At 59.5% G+C, this 20,805-nt stretch carries 19 protein-coding genes; 6 read left to right on the top strand and 13 right to left on the bottom strand.

Going from position 1 to position 20,805, the window contains the following annotated elements:
• Positions 1-112 precede the first annotated feature (112 nt).
• From KI614_RS07760 to KI614_RS07750, 3 genes are read left to right on the top strand one after another with little or no spacing between them, the layout of a single operon-like run.
• Positions 113-460: an STAS domain-containing protein gene (locus KI614_RS07760; RefSeq protein WP_226409088.1), complete on the top strand. Its 348-nt coding sequence runs from the start codon at positions 113-115 to the stop codon at positions 458-460.
• Complete coding sequence (locus KI614_RS07755) at positions 457-1,419, top strand: MBL fold metallo-hydrolase (RefSeq protein ID WP_226409086.1); 963 nt, start codon at positions 457-459, stop codon at positions 1,417-1,419. The genes KI614_RS07760 and KI614_RS07755 overlap by 4 nt, the downstream gene beginning before the upstream one ends.
• Positions 1,416-3,548: a CHASE2 domain-containing protein gene (locus KI614_RS07750; RefSeq protein WP_226409084.1), complete on the top strand. Its 2,133-nt coding sequence runs from the start codon at positions 1,416-1,418 to the stop codon at positions 3,546-3,548. Before KI614_RS07755 ends, KI614_RS07750 begins: the two co-directional genes overlap by 4 nt.
• Here KI614_RS07750 and KI614_RS07745 read toward each other — a convergent pair.
• The 6 genes from KI614_RS07745 to KI614_RS07720 all read right to left on the bottom strand — a co-directional run bounded on the left by KI614_RS07745 (position 3,535) and on the right by KI614_RS07720 (position 10,514).
• Positions 3,535-4,119 (bottom strand): OmpA family protein, encoded by a 585-nt coding sequence (locus KI614_RS07745; RefSeq protein WP_226409082.1) that lies wholly within the window; start codon positions 4,117-4,119, stop codon positions 3,535-3,537. The genes KI614_RS07750 and KI614_RS07745 overlap by 14 nt on opposite strands.
• The gene (locus KI614_RS07740; protein WP_226409080.1) at positions 4,112-4,570 is read right to left on the bottom strand and encodes a FecR domain-containing protein; all 459 of its coding nucleotides are present in this window, start codon (positions 4,568-4,570) and stop codon (positions 4,112-4,114) included. The genes KI614_RS07745 and KI614_RS07740 overlap by 8 nt, the downstream gene beginning before the upstream one ends.
• Before the next feature lie 65 nt (positions 4,571-4,635).
• Positions 4,636-7,122 carry an ABC transporter permease gene (locus KI614_RS07735; RefSeq protein WP_226409077.1) on the bottom strand — a complete coding sequence of 829 codons (2,487 nt, stop codon included), beginning with the start codon at positions 7,120-7,122 and terminating at the stop codon, positions 4,636-4,638.
• Between the two features lie 39 nt (positions 7,123-7,161).
• Positions 7,162-8,520, bottom strand: a complete 1,359-nt coding sequence (gene radA / locus KI614_RS07730; protein WP_203466519.1) for a DNA repair protein RadA — start codon at positions 8,518-8,520, stop codon at positions 7,162-7,164.
• The gene (gene alr, locus KI614_RS07725; RefSeq protein ID WP_226409075.1) at positions 8,521-9,615 is read right to left on the bottom strand and encodes an alanine racemase; all 1,095 of its coding nucleotides are present in this window, start codon (positions 9,613-9,615) and stop codon (positions 8,521-8,523) included.
• Complete coding sequence (locus KI614_RS07720; protein ID WP_226409073.1) at positions 9,612-10,514, bottom strand: LysR family transcriptional regulator; 903 nt, start codon at positions 10,512-10,514, stop codon at positions 9,612-9,614. The genes alr and KI614_RS07720 overlap by 4 nt, the downstream gene beginning before the upstream one ends.
• A 293-nt stretch (positions 10,515-10,807) precedes the next feature.
• On the opposite strand from KI614_RS07720, the gene lplT reads away from it, so the two are divergent.
• On the top strand, positions 10,808-12,073 hold the full coding sequence (lplT, locus tag KI614_RS07715) for a lysophospholipid transporter LplT (RefSeq protein ID WP_226409071.1): 1,266 nt from the start codon (positions 10,808-10,810) through the stop codon (positions 12,071-12,073).
• A gap of 26 nt (positions 12,074-12,099) precedes the next feature.
• Here the strand turns inward: lplT and KI614_RS07710 are convergent, their stop codons facing one another.
• The 4 genes from KI614_RS07710 to KI614_RS07695 form a co-directional block, all read right to left on the bottom strand.
• Positions 12,100-12,906 (bottom strand): uracil-DNA glycosylase, encoded by an 807-nt coding sequence (locus tag KI614_RS07710; protein ID WP_226409069.1) that lies wholly within the window; start codon positions 12,904-12,906, stop codon positions 12,100-12,102.
• Positions 12,903-13,364, bottom strand: coding sequence for a ribosomal protein S18-alanine N-acetyltransferase (gene rimI / locus KI614_RS07705; protein ID WP_226409067.1), 462 nt, complete (start codon positions 13,362-13,364; stop codon positions 12,903-12,905). Before rimI ends, KI614_RS07710 begins: the two co-directional genes overlap by 4 nt.
• Positions 13,361-14,050: a tRNA (adenosine(37)-N6)-threonylcarbamoyltransferase complex dimerization subunit type 1 TsaB gene (tsaB, locus tag KI614_RS07700; RefSeq protein WP_226409065.1), complete on the bottom strand. Its 690-nt coding sequence runs from the start codon at positions 14,048-14,050 to the stop codon at positions 13,361-13,363. The genes rimI and tsaB overlap by 4 nt, the downstream gene beginning before the upstream one ends.
• 148 nt (positions 14,051-14,198) lie before the next feature.
• Positions 14,199-14,528 carry a DUF3106 domain-containing protein gene (locus tag KI614_RS07695; protein WP_226409063.1) on the bottom strand — a complete coding sequence of 110 codons (330 nt, stop codon included), beginning with the start codon at positions 14,526-14,528 and terminating at the stop codon, positions 14,199-14,201.
• Positions 14,529-14,687: 159 nt separating this feature from the next.
• Here KI614_RS07695 and ompR point away from each other — a divergent pair, with 159 nt between their 5' ends.
• Positions 14,688-15,416 carry a two-component system response regulator OmpR gene (ompR, locus tag KI614_RS07690; RefSeq protein WP_203466511.1) on the top strand — a complete coding sequence of 243 codons (729 nt, stop codon included), beginning with the start codon at positions 14,688-14,690 and terminating at the stop codon, positions 15,414-15,416.
• Positions 15,413-16,717 carry an ATP-binding protein gene (locus KI614_RS07685; protein WP_226409061.1) on the top strand — a complete coding sequence of 435 codons (1,305 nt, stop codon included), beginning with the start codon at positions 15,413-15,415 and terminating at the stop codon, positions 16,715-16,717. The genes ompR and KI614_RS07685 overlap by 4 nt, the downstream gene beginning before the upstream one ends.
• On the opposite strand, the gene KI614_RS07680 is transcribed toward KI614_RS07685, so the two are convergent.
• The 3 genes from KI614_RS07680 to KI614_RS07670 are packed head-to-tail and all read right to left on the bottom strand — an operon-like array spanning position 16,707 to position 20,784.
• Complete coding sequence (locus KI614_RS07680) at positions 16,707-17,549, bottom strand: HDOD domain-containing protein (protein ID WP_226409059.1); 843 nt, start codon at positions 17,547-17,549, stop codon at positions 16,707-16,709. The genes KI614_RS07685 and KI614_RS07680 overlap by 11 nt on opposite strands.
• Positions 17,546-17,866 carry a hypothetical protein gene (locus KI614_RS07675; protein WP_226409057.1) on the bottom strand — a complete coding sequence of 107 codons (321 nt, stop codon included), beginning with the start codon at positions 17,864-17,866 and terminating at the stop codon, positions 17,546-17,548. The genes KI614_RS07680 and KI614_RS07675 overlap by 4 nt, the downstream gene beginning before the upstream one ends.
• On the bottom strand, positions 17,863-20,784 hold the full coding sequence (locus KI614_RS07670; protein ID WP_226409055.1) for an EAL domain-containing protein: 2,922 nt from the start codon (positions 20,782-20,784) through the stop codon (positions 17,863-17,865). The genes KI614_RS07675 and KI614_RS07670 overlap by 4 nt, the downstream gene beginning before the upstream one ends.
• Between the last annotated feature and the right edge of the window lie 21 nt (positions 20,785-20,805).

Raw genomic sequence — 20,805 nt, 5'->3', positions numbered from 1 at the left:
AACAGCGGGCGTGAAACAGAATGAGTCGAATCCATGCGCTATTTTACCCGAGCCCGCCAGCCCTCAGGGCATGGCATAATCACACGACAAGTCACAACATCTCCAAGAAACAATGATTTTTCCAACCCGCGAGCAATCCGGTGTATTGATCCTCGCCATCAGCGGCCGTATTGACCACGTTGGCAGCGAAACGTTCGCGACATCGCTCAATCCCTTCCTGGAACAATGCATGCCGGGCAAACCCGGCGTATTGCTTGATTTCTCGGCGGTCGACTATGTCAGCAGCGCCGGCTTGCGCGCCCTGATGCTGGCCTCGCGCCGCGCCAAGATACAAGGAGGCGTTTTCGCCATTGCCTGCCTGCAACCCCTGGTTCAGGAAGTTTTCTCGATCAGCCGCTTCAACCTGATCATGCCTTGCTATCCCAACATCGAACTGGCCTGCAAAGTCATGGGCTCATGAAAAAAGTCACTTTCTGGGGAACACGCGGCTCTTTGCCCGTATCGCTGTCAAGCCGCGACATTCGTGAAAAAATCATCGCCGCACTCACCGCCGCCAATGGCAAGAATTTCAAGACACCGGCAGCATTGGCCAGCTTCGTAGACACACTGCCTTTTGCGACGAACAGTACATTCGGCGGCAATTCCTCGTGCGTCGAAATCATCGGCAACAGCCCGGAGCATGTCATTTGTGACATGGGCAGCGGTGCCCGCCCGCTGGGCAACGCCAGGATCGCCCAGTTCGGCGTCAACCAGCCGCAGACCTACCATATCTTCATGTCCCATCTGCACTGGGATCACCTGATGGGCTTTCCGTTCTTTGCCCCGATGTACATTCCGGGCAACCGCATCATCGTTCATGGCTGCCACCATCAGCTCGAAGACGCCATACGCCTGCAGATGCGCACGCCTTGCTTCCCGGTCGACTACTCGCAAGCCGGCGCCAGCATCGAATTCGATATCATGACACCCGGCCAGACTTATCAAATTGCCGGGATGAAGGTCACCGCCAAGCAGCAACTCCATGCCGGAAAATCATTCGGCTACCGCTTCGAAAGCGACAAACGCAGCGTGGTTTATTCGACCGACTCGGAGCACAAGCTCGACGATGTCGCTGAATACGAAGCCTTTGTCCACTTCTTTGCCAAGGCCGACCTGGTGATTTTTGATGCCATGTATTCACTGGCAGAAGCTGTCTCGGTCAAATCGGACTGGGGACATTCAAGCAACGTGATCGGTGTCGAGCTGTGCCAGGCGGCGGCGGCACGTCGGCTCGCCCTCTTTCACCACGAACCGGTCAATGACGACAAGCAGCTCAGTCGCTTGCTGGCAGAAACGCGTCGCCTGGAAGAAATAACCCGGGGCGGCAACGCGGTTCTCGAAGTCATCTCGGCCTACGATGGCCTGACCATCGACTTGTGAGCAAGGCCACCCGGATCATTCTTGCCTTGATCCGGGCCGGTCGTGGCCGAGCCCTGCCCCTGGTTTTCCTGGCGCTGGCCAGCCTGGCACTGGTTCAGATCGACCAGACACCCCTCGCCAGTCTGCGCAATGCCCAGTTTGACCGCTACCAGCGCCAGATGCCGCGACCGCGACTCGACGAACCGGTCATTGTCGTCGGTATCGATAGCAACAGCCTGCACCAATACGGCCAGTGGCCCTGGCCGCGCGACCTGATGGCGCAACTGGTCACCACGATACAAGCCAGCCAGCCGCTGGCTATCGGCCTGGATATCATCTTTGCCGAGCGCGATCGTTACAGCCCGGACATTCTCGCCGCCAGAATGCCCCATCTGAATCGTGAATCCTTGAACCGGCTGCCAAAACCGGACCAATTGCTGGCTGAGGCAATCAAAGGAAAAACACCAACCGTCCTAGCACTGGCCGGATTGAACAATCCACTACCCGGCGCCCGCCTGCCCGGAAAATACCCCGCGATGCCTGCGCTGGACGAAAAAACTCGCGTCGAACTGAGCCACTATGAAAGCGCCTTGAGCAGCCTTTCCGCGCTTGAAGCCGCGGCCGGCGGCGTCGGCTTGATCAATAGCGGCCCGGACAGGCTTCACCAGGAAAACGAACGCGGCATTGTCCGGCGCGTACCGGCACTGGCCATGGTCGGCGATCATCCCTTGTTCTCCCTGCCGCTGGAAATGGTCAGGCAGGCACTCGGCGAGGACAGTTCGCCCATCGTGGAGTTTGACCGGCATGGCATGACGGCAATCGCGCTTGGCAGTTACCGCCTGCCGACTCAAAGCAACGGCGAGCTGTTGTTGCACTATGGGCGGGCCAATTCGAATTACTACCTTTCGGCGGCCGACGTTCTGGCCGGCAAATACTCCCCCGAGTTTTTCCAGTCGCGTTTCGTGATCATCGGCTTCAATACCACCGGCCTGCAGGATCGCATCATGACCCCGCTGGGCGACAGTTTGCCGGGCATCGACATTCACGCGCAGGTCATCGAGAGCTTGCTCAGCGGCTCGGCACTGCAACGTCCCTTCTGGATGGAAAAACTGGAACTGATCGCCTTGCTGCTCGGCGGAATTTTCCTGATCCTGGCGGTCCCGGCACTCAAGCCTCGCTATGCCATTTTCAGCTTTGCCGGATTGGGCGGCCTGATCATCGGTGCCGGTTATCTCGCTTTCTTCACGGGTCAATGGCTGTTCGATGGCCCGACGCTAGCCCTGATGCTCAGCCCGGTATTCACCTCGCTGCTGAGCAACACCCTGATCACGGCCGACGCACAGCGTCGCGACAACGCACGCCAGTTACAGGCCAGTCGTGAGGAAGCAGCCAGAATCAATGGCGAACTGGATGCCGCACGACGTATCCAGATGGGTTTGCTGCCCGATCCGCAGCGTCTCTTTGGCAACGAGCCACGTTTTTCGATTGCTGCCCTGCTTGAGCCGGCTCGCGCCGTCGGTGGAGATTACTACGACTGTTTCATGCTCGATCCGCAGCATCTTTGCCTGGTGATCGGCGACGTATCCGGCAAGGGGGTGCCTGCCAGCCTGTTTATGGCCATTTCAAAAACACTGACCGGCACATTGACACGTCAGGGCACATCGCTGGCCGAGGCCGTGCGGCATCTTGAAACCGAGCTGAGCAGAGCCAACCCGGAATACCTTTTCGTCACTTCATTCATGGCTGTTCTGGATGTCGAATCCGGTTGGCTGGACTATGTCAGCGCCGGCCACGACGCGCCGCTGCTTGTCCGCCGGGGATGCATTTCACGGCTTGACACCGCCGAACAGGGCGGCCCGCCGCTCTGCGCGCTCGGTGACTATCCATTCGAGTCAGCCCGTACCCGATTGGAAGCCGACGATTTACTCTGTCTGTTCACCGATGGTATTACCGAAGCTGACAACGGCTCGACGATGTTCGGCAGCCAACGTCTCGAAGAACAATTGCTGGCAGCAAGCGAGCGCGATCTTGTCGAGCTTGCCGGCCAGCTACGTGACAGCGTCCGAGCATTCGAGTCAGGCCAACCGGCAGCGGATGACCTGACGCTGATGCTCTTACGCTGGCACGGTCGACCGCTCAGCGAACGCTGATTTCAACGCGCCGGTTTTTGGCTTCGGCCACTTCATCTTCCGTTGCAACCAGCGGATCGCGCTCGCCTCGCCCGATGGCTTCGAGTTTCTCGGCAGGAACGCCGGCCTCGATCAACATGCCGCGCACGGCCTCCGCCCGCTTGGCCGACAGACTGTCATTGGCCTGCAGGCTGCCGACACGATCGGTGTGGCCGATGACCATCACCTCAACCGCAGGACGCTCGGCAATTTCCTGACGGACACGGACAAAATCTGCCTGTGACTCAGGGGTCAGGACATTGCCGCCTTGCTGAAAATAAAGCAGGTAGCTGCTCGGACGGATCGGCTGGGCGGCCAGTGCGGCCCCAAAGCGCTCCTGGACCTCTTCAGGCGTCGAGCGATAGCTGTCATTGCTTCCACCCCGGCGATAAGTCCCGGCATAAGGCTCATTGAGCAACAACTCACCCTTGGCATCACGCACGACCACCGCACTCGGGCGGCCGTCGGCAGACGGCAACAAGACCACTCGTTCGCTGGTGCACGCCGCCAGCAGCAGACTCACCAGGCACATCGGCACAAGAATCTTATTCATCGTCACTCCCATCAACCTCGATGACGAATTCCGTACCGCGCACACCCAGCACTGAAGTCGGCGTATGGAAATCGACCGACTCCGGTGTCTGCTTGGCTATCCGGCCAGAGGCCACAAGCAAGGTCCCTTTACGGATCAGGATGGAGATCGCGCCAGCCTGCGTCGTGTTGTCAAAATTGAATTTATCGACCGCGACCAACGAGTTTGGCCCTGCCGAAAGAATGGTCTGGTCGCGCAAGGTTACCCCGACCGAACCATCGCCACCGGTACGCAAGCGATCCGATTGATACACCGGCGTGCCTACTGCTGCGGCCAGCTTCTGGCCTGAACGCTCGATATTGACGGTGCCGTTGGCCGTCTTGACCATCCCGGCCGGCACTTCGGCCGATGCCGGCTGGGCGCACAGCACCATCCCGACAGCTGTTGCGCAGAGTACTTGCTTCATTGTCATGCTCGACTCCAAATCAATTCAGCCCGTTATTTTACGGACAATACAGCAAGAAACTATTCAAGCTTTCAAAGCCCGTTCCGCAAGACCTGCAAAGGCGGCGTCGCCAACAAGGCGCGCAGGGCCAGCCAGCCCGTTGAAGTCGACAAGGCTGCACCAACTAGGGCCGTCCCGAAAAACAAAGTGAAATTGGTCGCCAACGCCATCTGAAAAACCTGCCTGGCGATCAGTTGACCGAGCAACTCGGCCCCCAGGGCTGCAATCAAACCTGCCAACGCACCCGTTGCGGCCAATTCGACGATCATCGCTTGGCGCAATTGCCGGCGCTGCGCACCGAGCGCACGCATCAGCGCCAAGGTATGCCGGCGTTCATCGAAGGCACTGAACAGGGCTGAATAAAGGACTACGCCACCCGCCACCAAAGTAAACAGAAAAATAAACTGGATGGCCGCAGACACCTGGGACATGACCGTTTCAAGCTGGCGCAACACGGTACTGACATCGATCAGCGTGATATTGGGAAACTGCGCCAGTAGTTGGCCATTCAAAGCGCTGTTCCCGGGTGGCAGATGAAAACTGGTGATATAGCTGGTCGCCACTTCATCCATGATGCCCGGCGGTGTCAGGACGAAAAAATTGACCCGCATCGACTCCCAGTCGAGCTTGCGCAAATTGACCACCCGAAGTTTTTTCTCGATGCCGGCAACGCTGAACAGCAAATCATCACCGAGCTGTATCCCCAGCGTCCTGGCCAAGCCAGCCTCGACCGAAGCGACGCCCTGCCCCGACTCTTCCGGCGCAAACCAGCGACCGGCCGCGAGCGTGTTTCCCGGTGGCAAGCTTTGCCGCCAGGATAAATTGAACTCACGCTCAACCAGTCTTTGCGCCCGCTCATCCTCGGGAAAACTGGCCGCACTGACGCGCCGCTCGCCGATTTGCAACAAACGGGCCCGCGCCATCGGTGCCAGTTCGGCCTGAATGCCGGCATCAGCCAACAAATGGACCAAGGCATCGCGTTGGTGCGGCTGGATATTGATCAGGAAACGATTCGGCGCATCCGGCGGCGTTGCCTTGCGCCAGGCATCAAGCAATTCAACCCGGGTCACCGTCAGCAAAAGCATGGCCATCAAGCCGATCGCCAGCGCAACAATCTGGATGCTGCTCGCTGTGCCATGCCGTGACAAATTGGCCAGTCCCTGACGCCAACCAAATCCGCCGCCATGCCGAAATGGTGCCGCAGCACGCACCGCCAACCGGGCGATCAGCCAGAAAACACCGAAGGCGCAAGCAAAGCCGGCCAAAGCCAGACAGCCCATGCGCCAATCGCCGGCAACCAGCACGACCAGCGCCGCCAGCCAGGCCAGGCCGAACAAATAAGCCCCCAGCAAGGAAGCCTTGGGCGCACCCAGTTCGCGGCGCAGGACCCGCAAAACAGGCACTTGCCCCAGTTGGATCAACGGCGGCAAGGCAAAACCGAACAACAGGACAGCCGCAACAGCGCACCCCTGCCAGACAGGAAGCCAGCCCGGCAGCGGCAGGCTGATACCCAGCCAACCGGACAGTGACTGAAGCAACGCAAAATGGGCAAGGAATCCGAGCAGACACCCGCAAGCCGCCGCCAGAACGGCCAGGCCGCAATAAATCAGGAAATGCAGGCCGACCAGGCGCCGTTGCGTTAAACCCAGACAGCGCATGACGGCGCAGGCATCGAGATGGCGCTGCATGTAGCGACGAGCCGCCAAGACCACCGCTACGGCAGCAAGTATCACGGTCAACAGGGTCGCCAGGCCCAAAAAGCGCTGCGCCCGATCCAGCGCGCTGCGAATTTCAGGGCGGGCATTTTGCGTGTTTTCAAGACGTTGACCGCGCAACAAACGCGGCTCCAGCCAGTTTTTGAAAGCAGCAATGCGCTCGGGTTCGCCGGCCAGCAACAAGCGGTAGCTGATGCGCGCACCTTCCTGAATCAAGCCACTCGCCGGCAGGTCATCAAGATGCATCATCAGGCGCGGCGCCAGGGTAAAGAAATTGACGCCGCGATCCGGCTCCTGGAGCAGGATGCCGCCCACCTTCAGGTGGAGCAATCCGACGGTCAACGTTCCCCCGACATCAATTTTCAGCGCGCCGGCCAGACGCTCGTCGAGCCACACGAAACCGGGCTCGGGACCATGGTCGACCGCGGCACTCCCGGCTCCGGACTGTGTCGTCACGGACAATTGCCCACGCAAGGGATAGCTGCTGCCGACCGCCTTGATATCGGCCAGTTGTACCTGCTCGCCAGCCATGACCATGCTGGGGAAAATCAGGGTTTCAGCCAGCTGCAAATCCTGCTGTCGCGTCTCGGCGAGCACCTCAGGCGACCAAGCCTGATCCGCAATCAACAACAAATCGCCGCCCATCAGTTGCTGCGCCTCGCGCTCAAGCGCCAGCCGAATCCGGTCGGCAAAGAAGCCGACGGCCGTCACCGACGCAACCGCAATGACCAGGGCAGCAAACAACAAGCGCAACTCGCCGGAGCGCAGTTCGCGCCCGAGTAGCCGCCAGGCCAGACGTATCATCGACCAGCTCCGGGCCAGCCCGGCAGCAATGCGGCGAACTTAATCAAGCTCGCGCAGCCGCGTCACGGCCTCTTCAACACGGCGCACGGCAATCACCTCCATACCGGGAATCGCCTGTTTCGGGCGATTGGCTTCGGGAATCAAGGCACGGGTAAAGCCAAGCTTGGCAGCCTCCTTGAGACGCTCCTGGCCACGCGGCGCCGGGCGCACCTCACCCGCTAGACCAACCTCACCAAACACAATAAGTTTCGATGGCAATGCTTTGTTTTTCAAGGAAGATGTGATTGACAAAATCACCGCCAAATCAGCAGCTGGCTCGGCAATCTTGACCCCACCGACCGCATTGACGAAGACATCCTGATCAAAGCAAACCACGCCGGCATGGCGATGCAGCACCGCCAGCAACATGGCCAACCGTTGCGCATCCAGCCCGACAGTCAGGCGACGCGGATTGCCATGCGCAGTATCGACCAATGCCTGAATTTCAACCAGCAACGGTCGCGTTCCTTCCTGCGTCACCATCACACAAGAGCCTGGCACATCCTGACCATGCTGCGACAAGAACAGGGCCGAGGGATTGTTCACGCCTTTCAATCCCTTGTCGGTCATGGCAAAAACCCCGAGTTCGTTGACCGCGCCAAAGCGGTTCTTGACGGCCCGGACCAGGCGGAAACTCGAATGTGTATCGCCTTCAAAATACAGTACGGTATCGACGATGTGTTCGAGCACGCGCGGCCCGGCCAGCGCCCCGTCCTTGGTCACATGTCCGACCAGAATGATCGTGATGCCGGCCTGCTTGGCCAGCCGGGTCAGTTGTGCGGAACACTCGCGCACCTGAGCAACCGACCCCGGCGCACTGGACAATTGATCGGACCACAAGGTCTGGATCGAATCGATCACCGCCACCTGGGGTAGCTCGGCCTGCAGGGTGGACAGAATTCGCTCCAGGTTAATCTCGGCCATCAACGTCAGTTTCCGGGTTTCGAGACTCAGGCGCCGGGCCCGCAAGGCAACCTGCTCGCCGGACTCCTCGCCGGTGACGTAAAGCACCTTGTTCGACTCGGCCAGGTGCGCCAGCGCCTGTAACAACAAGGTACTTTTACCGATGCCCGGATCGCCACCGATCAGCACGACGCCGCCCGGCACCAGACCACCGCCCAGCGCCCGATCGAACTCGCTGATTCCGGTCGGAATGCGTTCGGTTTCGCGTGCTTCGATCTCTGAAAGATTCTGCAACCGGGCCGTCGGGGCCAGCGACTCGAAGCGATGCCCGGTCACCTTCTCGGCCACGCTCTCGACCAGGGTGTTCCATGCATTGCAGCCAGGACACTGGCCTTGCCATTTCGGACTCGTGGCACCACATTCGGTACAGCTGTAAATCGACTTCGCCTTGGCCACTCAAATATCCCCAATGCTGACCGGCACACGGGGCGCCAGCGCACAAAACAGTTCGTAGGCAATCGTACCGGCTGCCGCAGCAACCTCGTCAGCCGGCAGTTCACCGGCAATGCCGCGGCCCCAGAGCGTCACCGGCGAACCGAGGCCGGCAGCCGGAATCTGACTCAGGTCGCAGGCCAGCATATCCATCGAAACACGACCAACCGTCCGCGTCCGCTGCCCCATGACCATGATCGGCGTACCGCTGGGCGCATGCCGTGGATAACCATCGGCATACCCGCAAGCAACGATACCGATGCGCATCGGTTGGTCTGCGGTAAAACTGCCGCCATAACCGACCCGATCTCCCGGAAGCAGGTTCTGGATACCGATGATGGCACTTTCCAGCGCCATTGCCGGCTTCAGCCCAAGTTCAGCCGCAGTTTGATCATCAAACGGACTGGCACCATAAAGCATGATGCCCGGCCGGACCCAGTCGGTATGGCTTCCCGGATGGCGCAGAATGGCCGCCGAATTTGCCAGGCAGACCGGTCCCGGCCAGTTGCCTGCCATGGCGCTGAAACGCTCCAGCTGCCACTCAACGCCCCGCTCGCCATCGGCTTCGGCAAAGTGACTCATCAAGGTCACCGCAATACCGGGAAACCCAGCCAGCGCCGTGAGTGCCGCTTGCAAGCCCGGCGCATCGAATCCCAGACGATTCATCCCAGTATTCAGTTTGAGACAGATATCGAGACGGGTTTCCGGTGTAGCCGAGCCGAGCAGCATCTCAAGTTGCTCGGCACAATGAATGACTGTCGTCAAACGATGCTCGATCACCGCACGAACATCGCGCGCGCTGAAAAATCCTTCGAGCAGCAGAATCGGCTGCGTGATGCCAGCTTCACGCAAAGCCAGCGCGTTTTCGCACTCAAGCACGGCAAAACCGTCAGCCACCTCGCGCAATGCCTCGACGGCACGCCATTGACCATGGCCGTAGGCATTGGCCTTGATCACCGCCCAGGCTTTCGAGGCGGGCGCGATTTTTTTGGCCAGTTGGTAATTGTGACGAATGGCCTCCGGAGAGATTCGGGCACGGATCGGACGAGATGTTTTCATGAAGCCAGTTCTTTCAGCTTGCTCTTGGCAAATTCGATAAAGGTACCGGTCACCCGGGACTGGAAACGGTCGTTCGGATGAACCAGATAAAGACTGCGTGTCAGCGGTGGATCGAGAGGAACCGAAGCAAGCACGCCCAGTTGGGTTTCCTTGTCGACCACGGCACGCGAGACGATGGCAAAACCGAGCCCGGTGGATACAACGCCCTTGAGCGCCTCCGGGCTACCAAGTTCCATCTGGACCTTGAGCCCTTCCGGCGCCACCTTGTTGCGGCGGAAATAATCATCGGTAATTTCACGTGTACCGGAGCCCGGCTCGCGGGAGATATATTCGTAATCGGCCAGCATGCGCGGAGTAACCGATTTTTTATCAGCCAGAGGATAGTCCGGGGCACAAATCACCTGCAACTCATCCTCACAACAGATCTGGCTGTTCAAACCGGCGATTTTGGCCGGCGCCTCAATCAGGCCGACATCCAGCGTATGTTCGGCAACACGGCCTTCAATGCTTTCCGAATTGGCAACGATCAGCCGGGCCCGAACCTGGGGATACAGCGCATTGAATTCGCCGAGGACGCGCGGCAGCATGAATTCGGCAATCGTCGTACTGGCGCCAACCAGCAAGGGGCCGCGCATTTCGCCGGTCATTTCCGACAGGCGGGTTTCCATTTCGTCCGACAACGCAAGGATCTTGACGGCATACCCCAGCACCAGCTCGCCGGCCGGCGTCAGGGAAATGCTGCCGTGGCGGCGCTCGAAGAGACGCGTGGCAAATTGCTCTTCCAGTTGCTTGATCTGGAAAGTAACCGCCGGTTGGGTCATGAACAAGGCATCGGCCGCCCGGGTAAAACTCAAGTGCTTGGCTACGGCATGAAAAACCTGCAAACGCCGATCGGCCATGGCTGAATCTCCTCGTGAATACGCGCATCAGGCGCGCCCGCTATTCAATCACAAGAGCCCGCGAAGTGACCACAGAATCACCATTGCAAGATCAAAATTGGCCTTGATCAAATGTCGACCGCGGCAATCCAGCCAGCCAGACATCCCGCCGTAGCGCCAGCAATTTGCGGTACATCAAATGACGTGCGACAGACTTTGAACCGTGTTGAACCACTCACCGCTCGGCAAGCCTTGCATCCTGACAAAACCGTGGTATAACCCTGCACCAAAGTCATAACGAGACAAGAGTTCCTGTGCCTTTCGGCTTCTATATCATCATGGCCGCGCAGTTTTTTTCCGCGCTGGCCGACAATGCCCTGCTCATTACTGCTATTGCTGCGCTGCGTGAAATGCACGCACCGAGCGAATACGAGCCATTGCTCAAAACTTTTTTCACCGTCTCCTACGTCCTGCTGGCTGCCTTCGTTGGTGCCTTCGCCGATTCGATGCCCAAGTGGCGCGTCATGTTCATCAGCAACGGAATCAAGATTGCCGGTTGCAGCATGATGTTCTTCGGCGCTCACCCACTGCTCGCCTACGCCGTCGTCGGCCTCGGCGCCGCAGCCTACTCACCGGCCAAATATGGCATCCTCACCGAATATCTGCCAGCCCGCCTGCTGGTTGTCGCCAATGGCTGGATCGAGGGCCTGACCGTCGGAGCAATCATCCTTGGCGTAGTTATCGGCGGCACGCTGATTCGGCCTGAAATCGCCCAGCATCTGCTTGCTTTTGACTTTCCGCTGATTGACACCGGGGTAGACACCACCGGCGAAATGGCCCTGAGCATCGTGGCCGTGCTCTATATTCTGGCCTCGATCTTCAACCTCTACGTCCCGGACACCGGCGTAGACCACAAGCAGTTGAAGAAAAATCCGCTCTTCCTGATCCACGAATTCAATCACTGCCTGGCACTGCTCTGGCGCGACAAGCTCGGCCAGATTTCACTGGCTGTTACCACGCTCTTCTGGGGGGCAGGCGCAACCCTGCAGTTCATCGTCATCAAGTGGTCGGAGGTTGCCCTCAATCTCGACTTGTCAAAAGCATCGATGCTGCAAGGCGTTGTTGCGGTCGGCGTCGCTGCCGGGGCGATCATTGCGGCGAAGTTCATCACCCTGAGAAAGTCCGTTCGCGTCATCCCGCTGGGCATCGCCATGGGCCTGATCGTTCTGGTCATGAATTTCGTCAACAGCCTCTGGCTGGCAATCCCCCTGCTCGTCCTGATTGGCGGACTGTCGGGCTTCTTCGTGGTGCCGATGAACGCGCTGCTCCAGCATCGCGGTCACATCCTGATGGGCGCAGGCCATTCGATCGCCGTTCAGAATTTCAACGAAAACATTTCCATCCTGATCATGACCGGCTTGTACTACCTGATGATCAAGATGAACCTGTCAATCTACTGGGTTGTGACGCTCTTCGGCATCTGTGTCAGCGGCCTGATGTACCTCATCCGGCAGCGCCACCTTGCCAACCAGGCGTCGCGTGATGATGTCCAGCATCTTGACGACAGCAGCCACCACTAGCCACGCACAGGGACCCGCCTAAGCGCCTAGAACGGCAAGTTCGGCGAAGCGGCCTGCCGCAGGATTCGACGGGCAAACAGCAAATCCTCCCAGGCTTTGGCTTTTTCGGGAAGATTGCGCAGCAAATAGGCGGGGTGATAAGTCACCACCACAGGCACACCACCATACTCGAATGGCTGGCCGCGCAACGATGCCAGCGATTTGTCCTCGCCAAGCACGGCATGTACCGCGGCCTTGCCCAGCAGAACGATGATTTTGGGTTTGAGCAGTGCGATCTGGCGCTCAAGATATGGCCGGCAACTGGCCATTTCACCCGCTTCCGGTGTTCGATTGCCGGGCGGACGGCACTTTACAGCATTGGCGATATAAACCTTGTTGCCGCGTGCAATATCGAGCGACGCCAGCATGGCATCAAGCAACTTGCCCGCTTGACCGACAAAGGGCTCGCCCTTGACGTCCTCATCGGCGCCCGGCCCTTCGCCAACAAACAGCCAGTCAGGATTGAGATCGCCCACCCCGAGCACGGCCTGCTTGCGCTGCTCGCACAATGAACAGGCGCGACAGTTGGCCACCGTACGTGTCAAATCCGGCCAATCCAGGCGGTCGACCGCGACACTGGATGACGACACCTCCGGTGCCTTGGGAGAAACCGGCATGGCCACCGGAGCAGCTATTTCAGGTGCTCTCACGGAAACCGGGACAGGCTCGGCAACAACAGCGCACTGATCAGGTTGATCGGGCACTGCCGCCGGCCGCAACGGAGAATCCTCACGCAGCACCCAGCGTGGCGTAATGCCCATTTCGGCCAACATTTGCTCGCGGCTCAGGCTCATGCCAGATCCTTGTCAAAAATCAGTGCATCCTCACGTCCATCAATCGCTGGGTAATACCCTTTACGCAAGCCGATCTGGCGAAACCCGAAATGGCGGTACAAGGCAACCGCACGCTCATTGGATGGACGAACCTCTAAAAACAGTTTCCCCGCACCGCCCAGTCGGGCCGTTTCCATCGCATGACGAAGCATCCGCGCCCCGTAACCCTGCCCCTGGTAACGGCGATCGATGCCGATCGTCAGCAAGTGCGCTTCATCGATCACCGACATGACTATCGAAAAACCAACCAGATCGCCGCCCAGACGACATACCCAGACGCTATGGCCAGCCACCAGTGAGTCGGCAAAATTGGCCCGCGACCAGGGAAACGCCTGCAGCGACGCTTCAAGAGCAGCAACGCTATCGAGATCGCGCTCATTCATCGGAAAGAATTCGGCAGAAAACATCGCCTCGCTCATGCCCGCCCTCCCTCGCTCAAGCGTTCGGCCACTGTTTTGGCCACCTTGTTGCGCACATAAAGCGGCGCAGCATCCGCTGCACTGATCCATTCGCCACGCTCGGCCCGTTTCGCTGCCAGGCGGGCCAGAATAGCCGCCTGCGGCATGATGCCACGGCGCACAGAAATGCCGGCATCGTCGAGCCCTTGCTGCAACAGCGGATAGGCTTCCGGACCATTGCCACACGCCAGCCAGCCGGCTCCGACCGGAAAAACCAGTTCGGCCGGCGGTGAAACACGAATATCGCCCAGCAACGAATATTTTCCGTCGTCCAACTGATAACACCCGGCGTAAACCTCGCCCATGCGCGCATCAAGCAGGGCCAGCACGCGCTCGGCGCCCACCGCTGCGGCCATGGTTTCAAGACTGGAAACGGGGATCACCGGGAGATCGGCTGCCACTGCCAGGCCTTGTGCGGCAGCACAAGCCACGCGCAATCCGGTGAATGCACCGGGGCCGGCCCCAAAAGCGATCGCATCGAGTTGCGCCAGCTTCAAGCCAGCGTCCGTCAACAACTCGCGCACCAGTGGCAACAAGGTTTCGGAGTGCGAACGCCCCAGCGGGCAAATTCGCTCGGCAATTTCACCGTCGCGCCAAAGGGCGCACGAACCAAGTTCGGTCGAGGTTTCCAGAGCAAGGATAAGCATAGATGGACATTTTACCGGAGCTTCAGCCCGGCATGCCGCCTGGCGCTCAGGATTTCAGGCAAAAGCCTGCGGTTGCGACGCCCACCAGGCCAAACCCCGCGCTGCACCCAAAGGCAAGCAGAACACCCGGCGAGCACTGAAGCCTGGGTTAATAACGATTGCCACCCAGGCTGTTTTGCGGCCCATGGCGCTGCGAACCGCCATCGGGACTTTCCCGGCGACTGCGTAACTCGTCACGCAGACGACTGCGATCATCCGGCGCCATTTGCTGAAAATTCTCCCGGCGCTCCTGGCGTTGTTCGCGCCAGCGCTGCCGATCTTCCGGTGGCAACTCACGCCAGTGTTCGCGCATTTGCTGGCGCATTTGACGGCGCTCATCGGGTGGCAGCTCCCGCCAGTAGCCTTGCGCCCAGACGCTGCCAGCCGAGCCAAGCAGACTCAGAAGCAGCAAAATCAGGGGAAGGGAACGGCGTTTCATGGCGATGGCTTTGTACGGTGATCCAGTGCTTGTCATTGTCCATCGCCAACCGGCGGGCAAGAACGGTTATTTGTAAGAAAATGTTTCACTGCCGGCCTGGGCAATGCCTTGTTACCAATTGACTCGCTTCATTCACTTTCTGCATTTATGCTTGGCAGCATGAACGAAAACAGCAACCACATACTTGTTGTCGACGACGACACCCGACTGCGCGAACTGCTGACCCGCTACCTCGGGGAACAAGGTTTCGAGGTCAAGGCCGTGGCCGATGGGCAGCAGATGGACAAACTGCGCAGTCGCGAGCATTTTCACCTGATCGTGCTCGACCTGATGATGCCGGGCGAAGATGGCCTGACCATTTGCCGCCGCCTGCGTGGTACCGGCGACCAGACACCGATCATCATGTTGACGGCCAAGGGTGACGAGGTCGACCGCATCGTCGGGCTTGAAATGGGGGCCGACGATTATCTGCCGAAACCCTTCAACCCACGCGAATTACTCGCCCGCATTCACGCCGTGCTGCGTCGCCAGGGCAACCGCCCGCCAGGCGCCCCCGACGAAGAAAGTGAAACGATCCGTTTCGGCAACATCGAAGTCGATCTTGCCGCTCGAACACTCAAGCGCGGCGAGGAATCCCTGCCCTTGACCACCGGCGAATTCGCTGTCCTCAAGGTCTTGCTGCATCACCCACGCCAGCCGCTATCGCGCGACAAACTGATGACGCTGGCTCGTGGCCGCGAACAAGGGCCGTTCGACCGGGCGATCGACGTTCAGGTATCGCGCCTGCGCAAACTCATCGAAAGCGACCCAACCCAACCGCGCTACCTGCAAACGGTCTGGGGATTCGGTTACGTTTTTGTTCCGGACGGCACCAGTCGCGAGGCATGATGCCGCGCACCCTGCTGGCCCGTACTTTTTTGTTGCTGGCAACGCTGGTCCTGCTGACCACCGCTGCCTGGCTTAGCCTTTTTCGCTATATCGAGGCTGAACCGCGAGCACGCGAAACCGCGCAACTGGCGGCTTCCGCGGTCAACCTGATCCGTGCCTCACTTTTCGCTGCCGCACCTGAAAAACGTCTGGGCCTGTTCAATGAGTTTTCGACGCGTGAAGGAATTCGCCTGCTGCCGGCGGAACCAGAGGACGAGATCGAAACCATGCCGGACCACCGTTTTGTCCACCTGCTGCAACGCGAACTGAGCGCCAGACTCGGCCCGCACACCCGGATTGCCGCCAGCGTCGACGGCGTCAACGGTTTCTGGATCAGTTTCCGGCTCGACGAGCATGATGATGAAGAATACTGGCTGGTTCTGCCCAGCGAACGAGCCGCACGCAATATTGCCGGACATTGGCTGATCTGGGGCACACTGGCCTTTGTGCTAGCCCTTGGCGTTGCCTGGTTGATTGCTTCGCGGATCAGCCGCCCGCTCAAGGCCATGGCCCGCTCAGCCGAAGCGGTCGGACGCGGCCAGATTCCGACCCCCCTGCCGGAAGACGGGGCCGAAGAACTTTCCCGGCTGGCCTCCGCCTTCAACGCCATGGCAGATGACCTGGCACGCCACGAAAAGGATCGCTCCGAAGTGCTGGCCGGCATTTCGCATGACTTGCGCACGCCACTGACCCGGCTGCGTCTCGAAGCCGAAATGAGCATCGCCGACAATACGGCGCGTCAGGCTATCGTTTCCGACATTGAACAGATGGATACCGTGATCTCGCAGTTCATGGATTACGCCCGTACAGAATCCGGCGAGACCCCGCTGACCTGCGACCTGACCGCAATTTTGACCACCATCGGCGAGCGCCAGGGTTATCTGGGCCGGCACTTGAGCATCGAAGCCGAGTCGCTACCGATGACTTCAGCCCGCCCCATCGCTTTGGGCCGGGCGATCGGCAATCTGATCGATAACGCCTGGAAATACGGCGCCACGGAGGTCAGCCTGCACGCTGCTGCGGTCGACGACCAAATACGCATCGAAATCATCGACAACGGACCGGGAATTCCAGCAACTGAAGTTGAGCGCCTGAAACGGCCATTTACACGACTCGACAATGCACGTACCAATGCCGGCGGTACCGGACTGGGGCTGGCCATCGTCGAACGCATTGCACGTTTGCATGGCGGCCAGCTCGACTTGCTGCCGGCGCCCTCAGGCGGACTGCTGGCCCGCCTGAGTGTTCCTGTCAGGCATTGAGCGCCTGGCAGGTCTCATCCATATCCGCCACCACCTGGGTCAATACACGGGTCAGCTTTTCGCTGTTCATCCCCAGGCGCAACCAGGCAGTCGGATCAACCGGCATGACCATTTCATCCGGCGAATTGGCCAGGCCGAGACCGTGCGTCATGGCATCGGCCAGATGGATGAGACCGGCCAGCGAACCTGCCGCAGAAGCGGCCGGCGCATGGTGTTCGGCCACCGCTTCATAGAGCGCAGGTGGGAAACGCCAGGCTTCGGCCAGCAAACCGCCGACCTCGGCGTGATCCATACCGAGGACATCGCGCTCGGCAAGCACCATGAAACAATCGTGCTTCTTGCGATACGCCAGCGTTTCAGCGTACTGCGCCGAAAAATTGGATGCCAGGACCAGTTTGCCAATGTCGTGCAGGATGCCGCCAGTAAAGGCCAGTTCCGGATTGTGACCGGTCAACTGGGCCAGACTGCGCGCCGCCAGACCGACACCGACGCAATGCCGCAAATAAGCCTGCGCATCGAATCCCGGACATTGATCAACGCGCAGCACGCTGTTCATGCCAACGGCCAGGACCATGCTGCGTACCGCCCGAAAACCGAGCACGACCACCGCATCGTTGATCGTTCCAACCTTGCTTTGCAAACCGTAAAACGAAGAATTGGCCACCCGCAGGACTCTGGCGGTCAGCCCCTGGTCACGCGATATCTTGTGGGCAATTTCACCGATATCGACATCTTCGTTGCCGAACGAAGCCAGCAGTTCGGAAACGGCAGACGGCAGAGAAGGAAGCTGCTTGAGCTTGGTGACAACCTGGTCACGGTTCAGCAAGGTCATGAACGATGCTCCAGACGAAAATCGAGAATGGCCTGATACAGGGTACGGGTTTCCTGCCCTTCGCCGGCCTTGCGAAACAAGGGATCGAGCCGGGCAACCAGTTGCGCCCTGTACGCTTCACGTTCGGCCGGATCTTCCTCGACGTCGCGCTCGACCGTCACCTCGGTCACATCGCGTCGAATCAGGCTGTGCAACATGCTTTCAGTCACTTCGGCACCAATCGGCACCAATACACGTCCGCCCTCGTCGGTCACAGCCTGGGCGATGTGCATGCCAGGCAGCACGTCGCCAATGGCCAATGTCGCTACTATTTTCATGTTCTTTTTTCCTCGAGCAAGAGCAGGCGTCCGCTGGCCGAACAGCCAAACATGACACGTCGCGAGCGATACGAATATTCACGGCCACCTGCTTGCAGGCATCCATTGTCACAAAACTGGTTCGTCCCTGGCAATAATTCATCAAGCGGCATACCCGGGTAAGCTGCAAGACAGACCTGTGCAGCGTCATTGACCAAGACCACCATATTGTCGTCATCGAGACCAATCACCGGGTTGGCAAGCTCGGCAAGCACTTCCTGGAGAATCTGATAGCCCTGCCCCTCGCGCTCCTGCAAGGCAGCATTCTCGCTGGCCAGTCGACGACGCTCCTCTTCGATACGTACCAGTTCGCGCTCGGCAATTTCAACCTCGTGCGACAAGCGTTGGTATTCGTCGCTGACATGGCGCCTGGCGAGTGCATCTTCGACAACCTGCCCAAAAGCCTCCACAGCGACCGGCAGGTGAATGGTTCGATGAATCAGGCTGGAGCACGCCAGCGCGCTGACTGCCTGATCAGCCTGCCGCGCCGTGCTGGTGACCAGGATGCGCTCACAAAGCGGCTGAAGCTGCTCGGCGCGCAGAATGACCGCGGCCGCATCGAAATCGGCACTCGGTTCGGCGCAGACCAGGACATCGGCCACGTTGTCCCCCAGCCAGGCCATCGCTGACGGATAGTCTACGGCGACGCAGACGCGATGATCGTCGCGCTTGAGCAGCGAAATCACCTCGTCGAAGCCGTCGACCGCGACAAACAGCACCATCGGCGAACGAGTCGTCGAACGCAACAAATTGGCCGGCAAACGCTTGTCTTCGGCCAGCAGCAAAGCCAGTGCATCGGCAGCCAGCGGACGGGAGAAGAAATACCCCTGGATCATGTCGCATTGATGTGAGATCAACAGGGCCAGTTGCTCTGAGGTTTCGACACCTTCGGCAATCACCTTGAGCTTGAGGTGATGCGCCATGGTGATCACGGCCCGCGTGATCGAAGCATCATCCGGATCGGCCGCAATATCCTGCACGAAGGAGCGATCGACCTTGAGCGCGTCGAGCGGAAAACTCTTGAGGTAAGCGAGGCTTGAATAACCAGTTCCAAAATCATCGAGCGAAAGCGTGACCCCCATGCGTTTCAGCGCATTGAGCCGATTGATCGCAGCCTCAGCGTTCTGCATCAGCATGCTCTCGGTGATTTCCAGATCGAGGCAAGCGGCATTCAGCCCACTGAGCGCCAACGCTTCGGCCACATCGTCGATCAACGTATCAGACTGCAGTTGGCGGGCCGACAGATTGACCGAAATGCCAGGCAGGTTGTAACCCATGCCTTGCCAGGCAGCCAGCTGGCGGGTGGCCTCCTCGATGACCCAGCGCCCGACCGGCACAATCAAGCCGGTTTCCTCAAGCAGCGGAATGAAATGGTCAGGCGGAACCAGGCCGCGCTGCGGGTGATGCCAGCGGATCAATGCCTCGACCCCGGTGATCCGGCCACTGCTGCAGCAGACTTTGGGCTGGTAGTGCAACACGAATTCCTGTCGCAAAACGGCATTGCGTACTTCTGTTTCAAGAAACAGGCGGTCGCGAAGATCCTCGTGCATCATCGTCGAATAAAACTGGAAATTATTGCGCCCGAGGCTTTTGGCATGACGCATGGCAATTTCGGCGTTGCTCACCAGTTCATGGGTGTCATGCCCGTCCTGCGGATGAAAGACCACGCCGACACTGGCCGTCGCAAAAATTTCATGTCCTTCAATGCACACCGGCTGCGTCAGCGTTTCAATCAAGCGACGAACCACGATACCTGCCTGGGCGGAATCACTGACATCCGGCAGGAGAATCGAAAACACATCCCCGCCGAGACGCCCCAGGATGTCCGACTCGCGTAACGACTCACCCAGGCGCCCGGCCACCTGGCGCAGGAATTCATCGCCCGACGTGCGACCGAGCATCTGGTTAACATCGTGAAAACGATCAAGGTCGATCACCACCAGCCCGACCGGCAGTTTCTTGCGCTTGGCGAGTGCGATCAGGCGACGTGCCTGATCGTAGAACATCAACTGGTTGGGTAGCGCGGTCAACGCGTCAAAATGGGCAAAATCGTGCACTTGTTTGTGATCGCCGAGCAAGCGGGTAACGTCACTGGCGACACCACCGACGCTGACAATCCGACCCTCTTCATCGCGTACCGCAAAGTTGCGGGCATGCAGCCAGCGAACCTGCTCACCGGGACGCAACACCCGGAAATTGAGATCCATGCCACCCAGTCGATGAACGTGCATGGCATCGCTCAAACGCTGGCGATCTTCTTCATGAACAAAGGTGAACCAGTCCTGATTATCGGCATAAAGCGACTCGACGCGGTGCCCCCAGATCTGCTCGTAGGCTTTGCTGACATAGGTGACACGTTGCGTTTCTGCATCGACCAGCCAGTAACATTCCGGGCTGTTGCTGGCCAGTTGCATGAAGCGCGCCTCACCCTCGTCGATGTGGGCGGATGAACCGTGAGCGCCGCCGCGCCGGTCGCTGACCCGACGCAACATCAGGCCGGGACATTCGCGACGGATGGCCGCCAGCAACCGGGTCGGATTCGATTTGAAGGCAAAATCGCGTGCTCCGCCTTCGAGCACATCGCCGGGAAAGGTAGTCGCCCCCCGTTCGATGGTCAGGACAACAGGTGTCGTCGGAACCATCCGGCGCAGCAGGTCCATCGCTTGCGTTGGCGTCAGGTCGGGCAGATCGCAACTGAGCAGGATCAGATCCCAGGTCTCGGCAGTCAGTGCAGCCTCGATGTCTGCACGCCGGTCGTGCCGCCGAAAGTGCACGCTATAGCCATTGTCGCGAAGGATGGCCAGCCATGGCTCACCTTCCCCCTCGATCAAAAGAACCCTGAGGGGGCCGGACAATTCGTGCTGCTGATGGACCTCCAAACCCTCTCCTTTCCGGCTCAA

The organism is Dechloromonas denitrificans, assembly GCF_020510665.1.
GTDB lineage: Bacteria > Pseudomonadota > Gammaproteobacteria > Burkholderiales > Rhodocyclaceae > Azonexus > Azonexus denitrificans_B.
The sequence above is the reverse complement of the archived record's forward strand: the minus strand, read 5'-3'. Positions and strand labels throughout refer to the sequence as shown.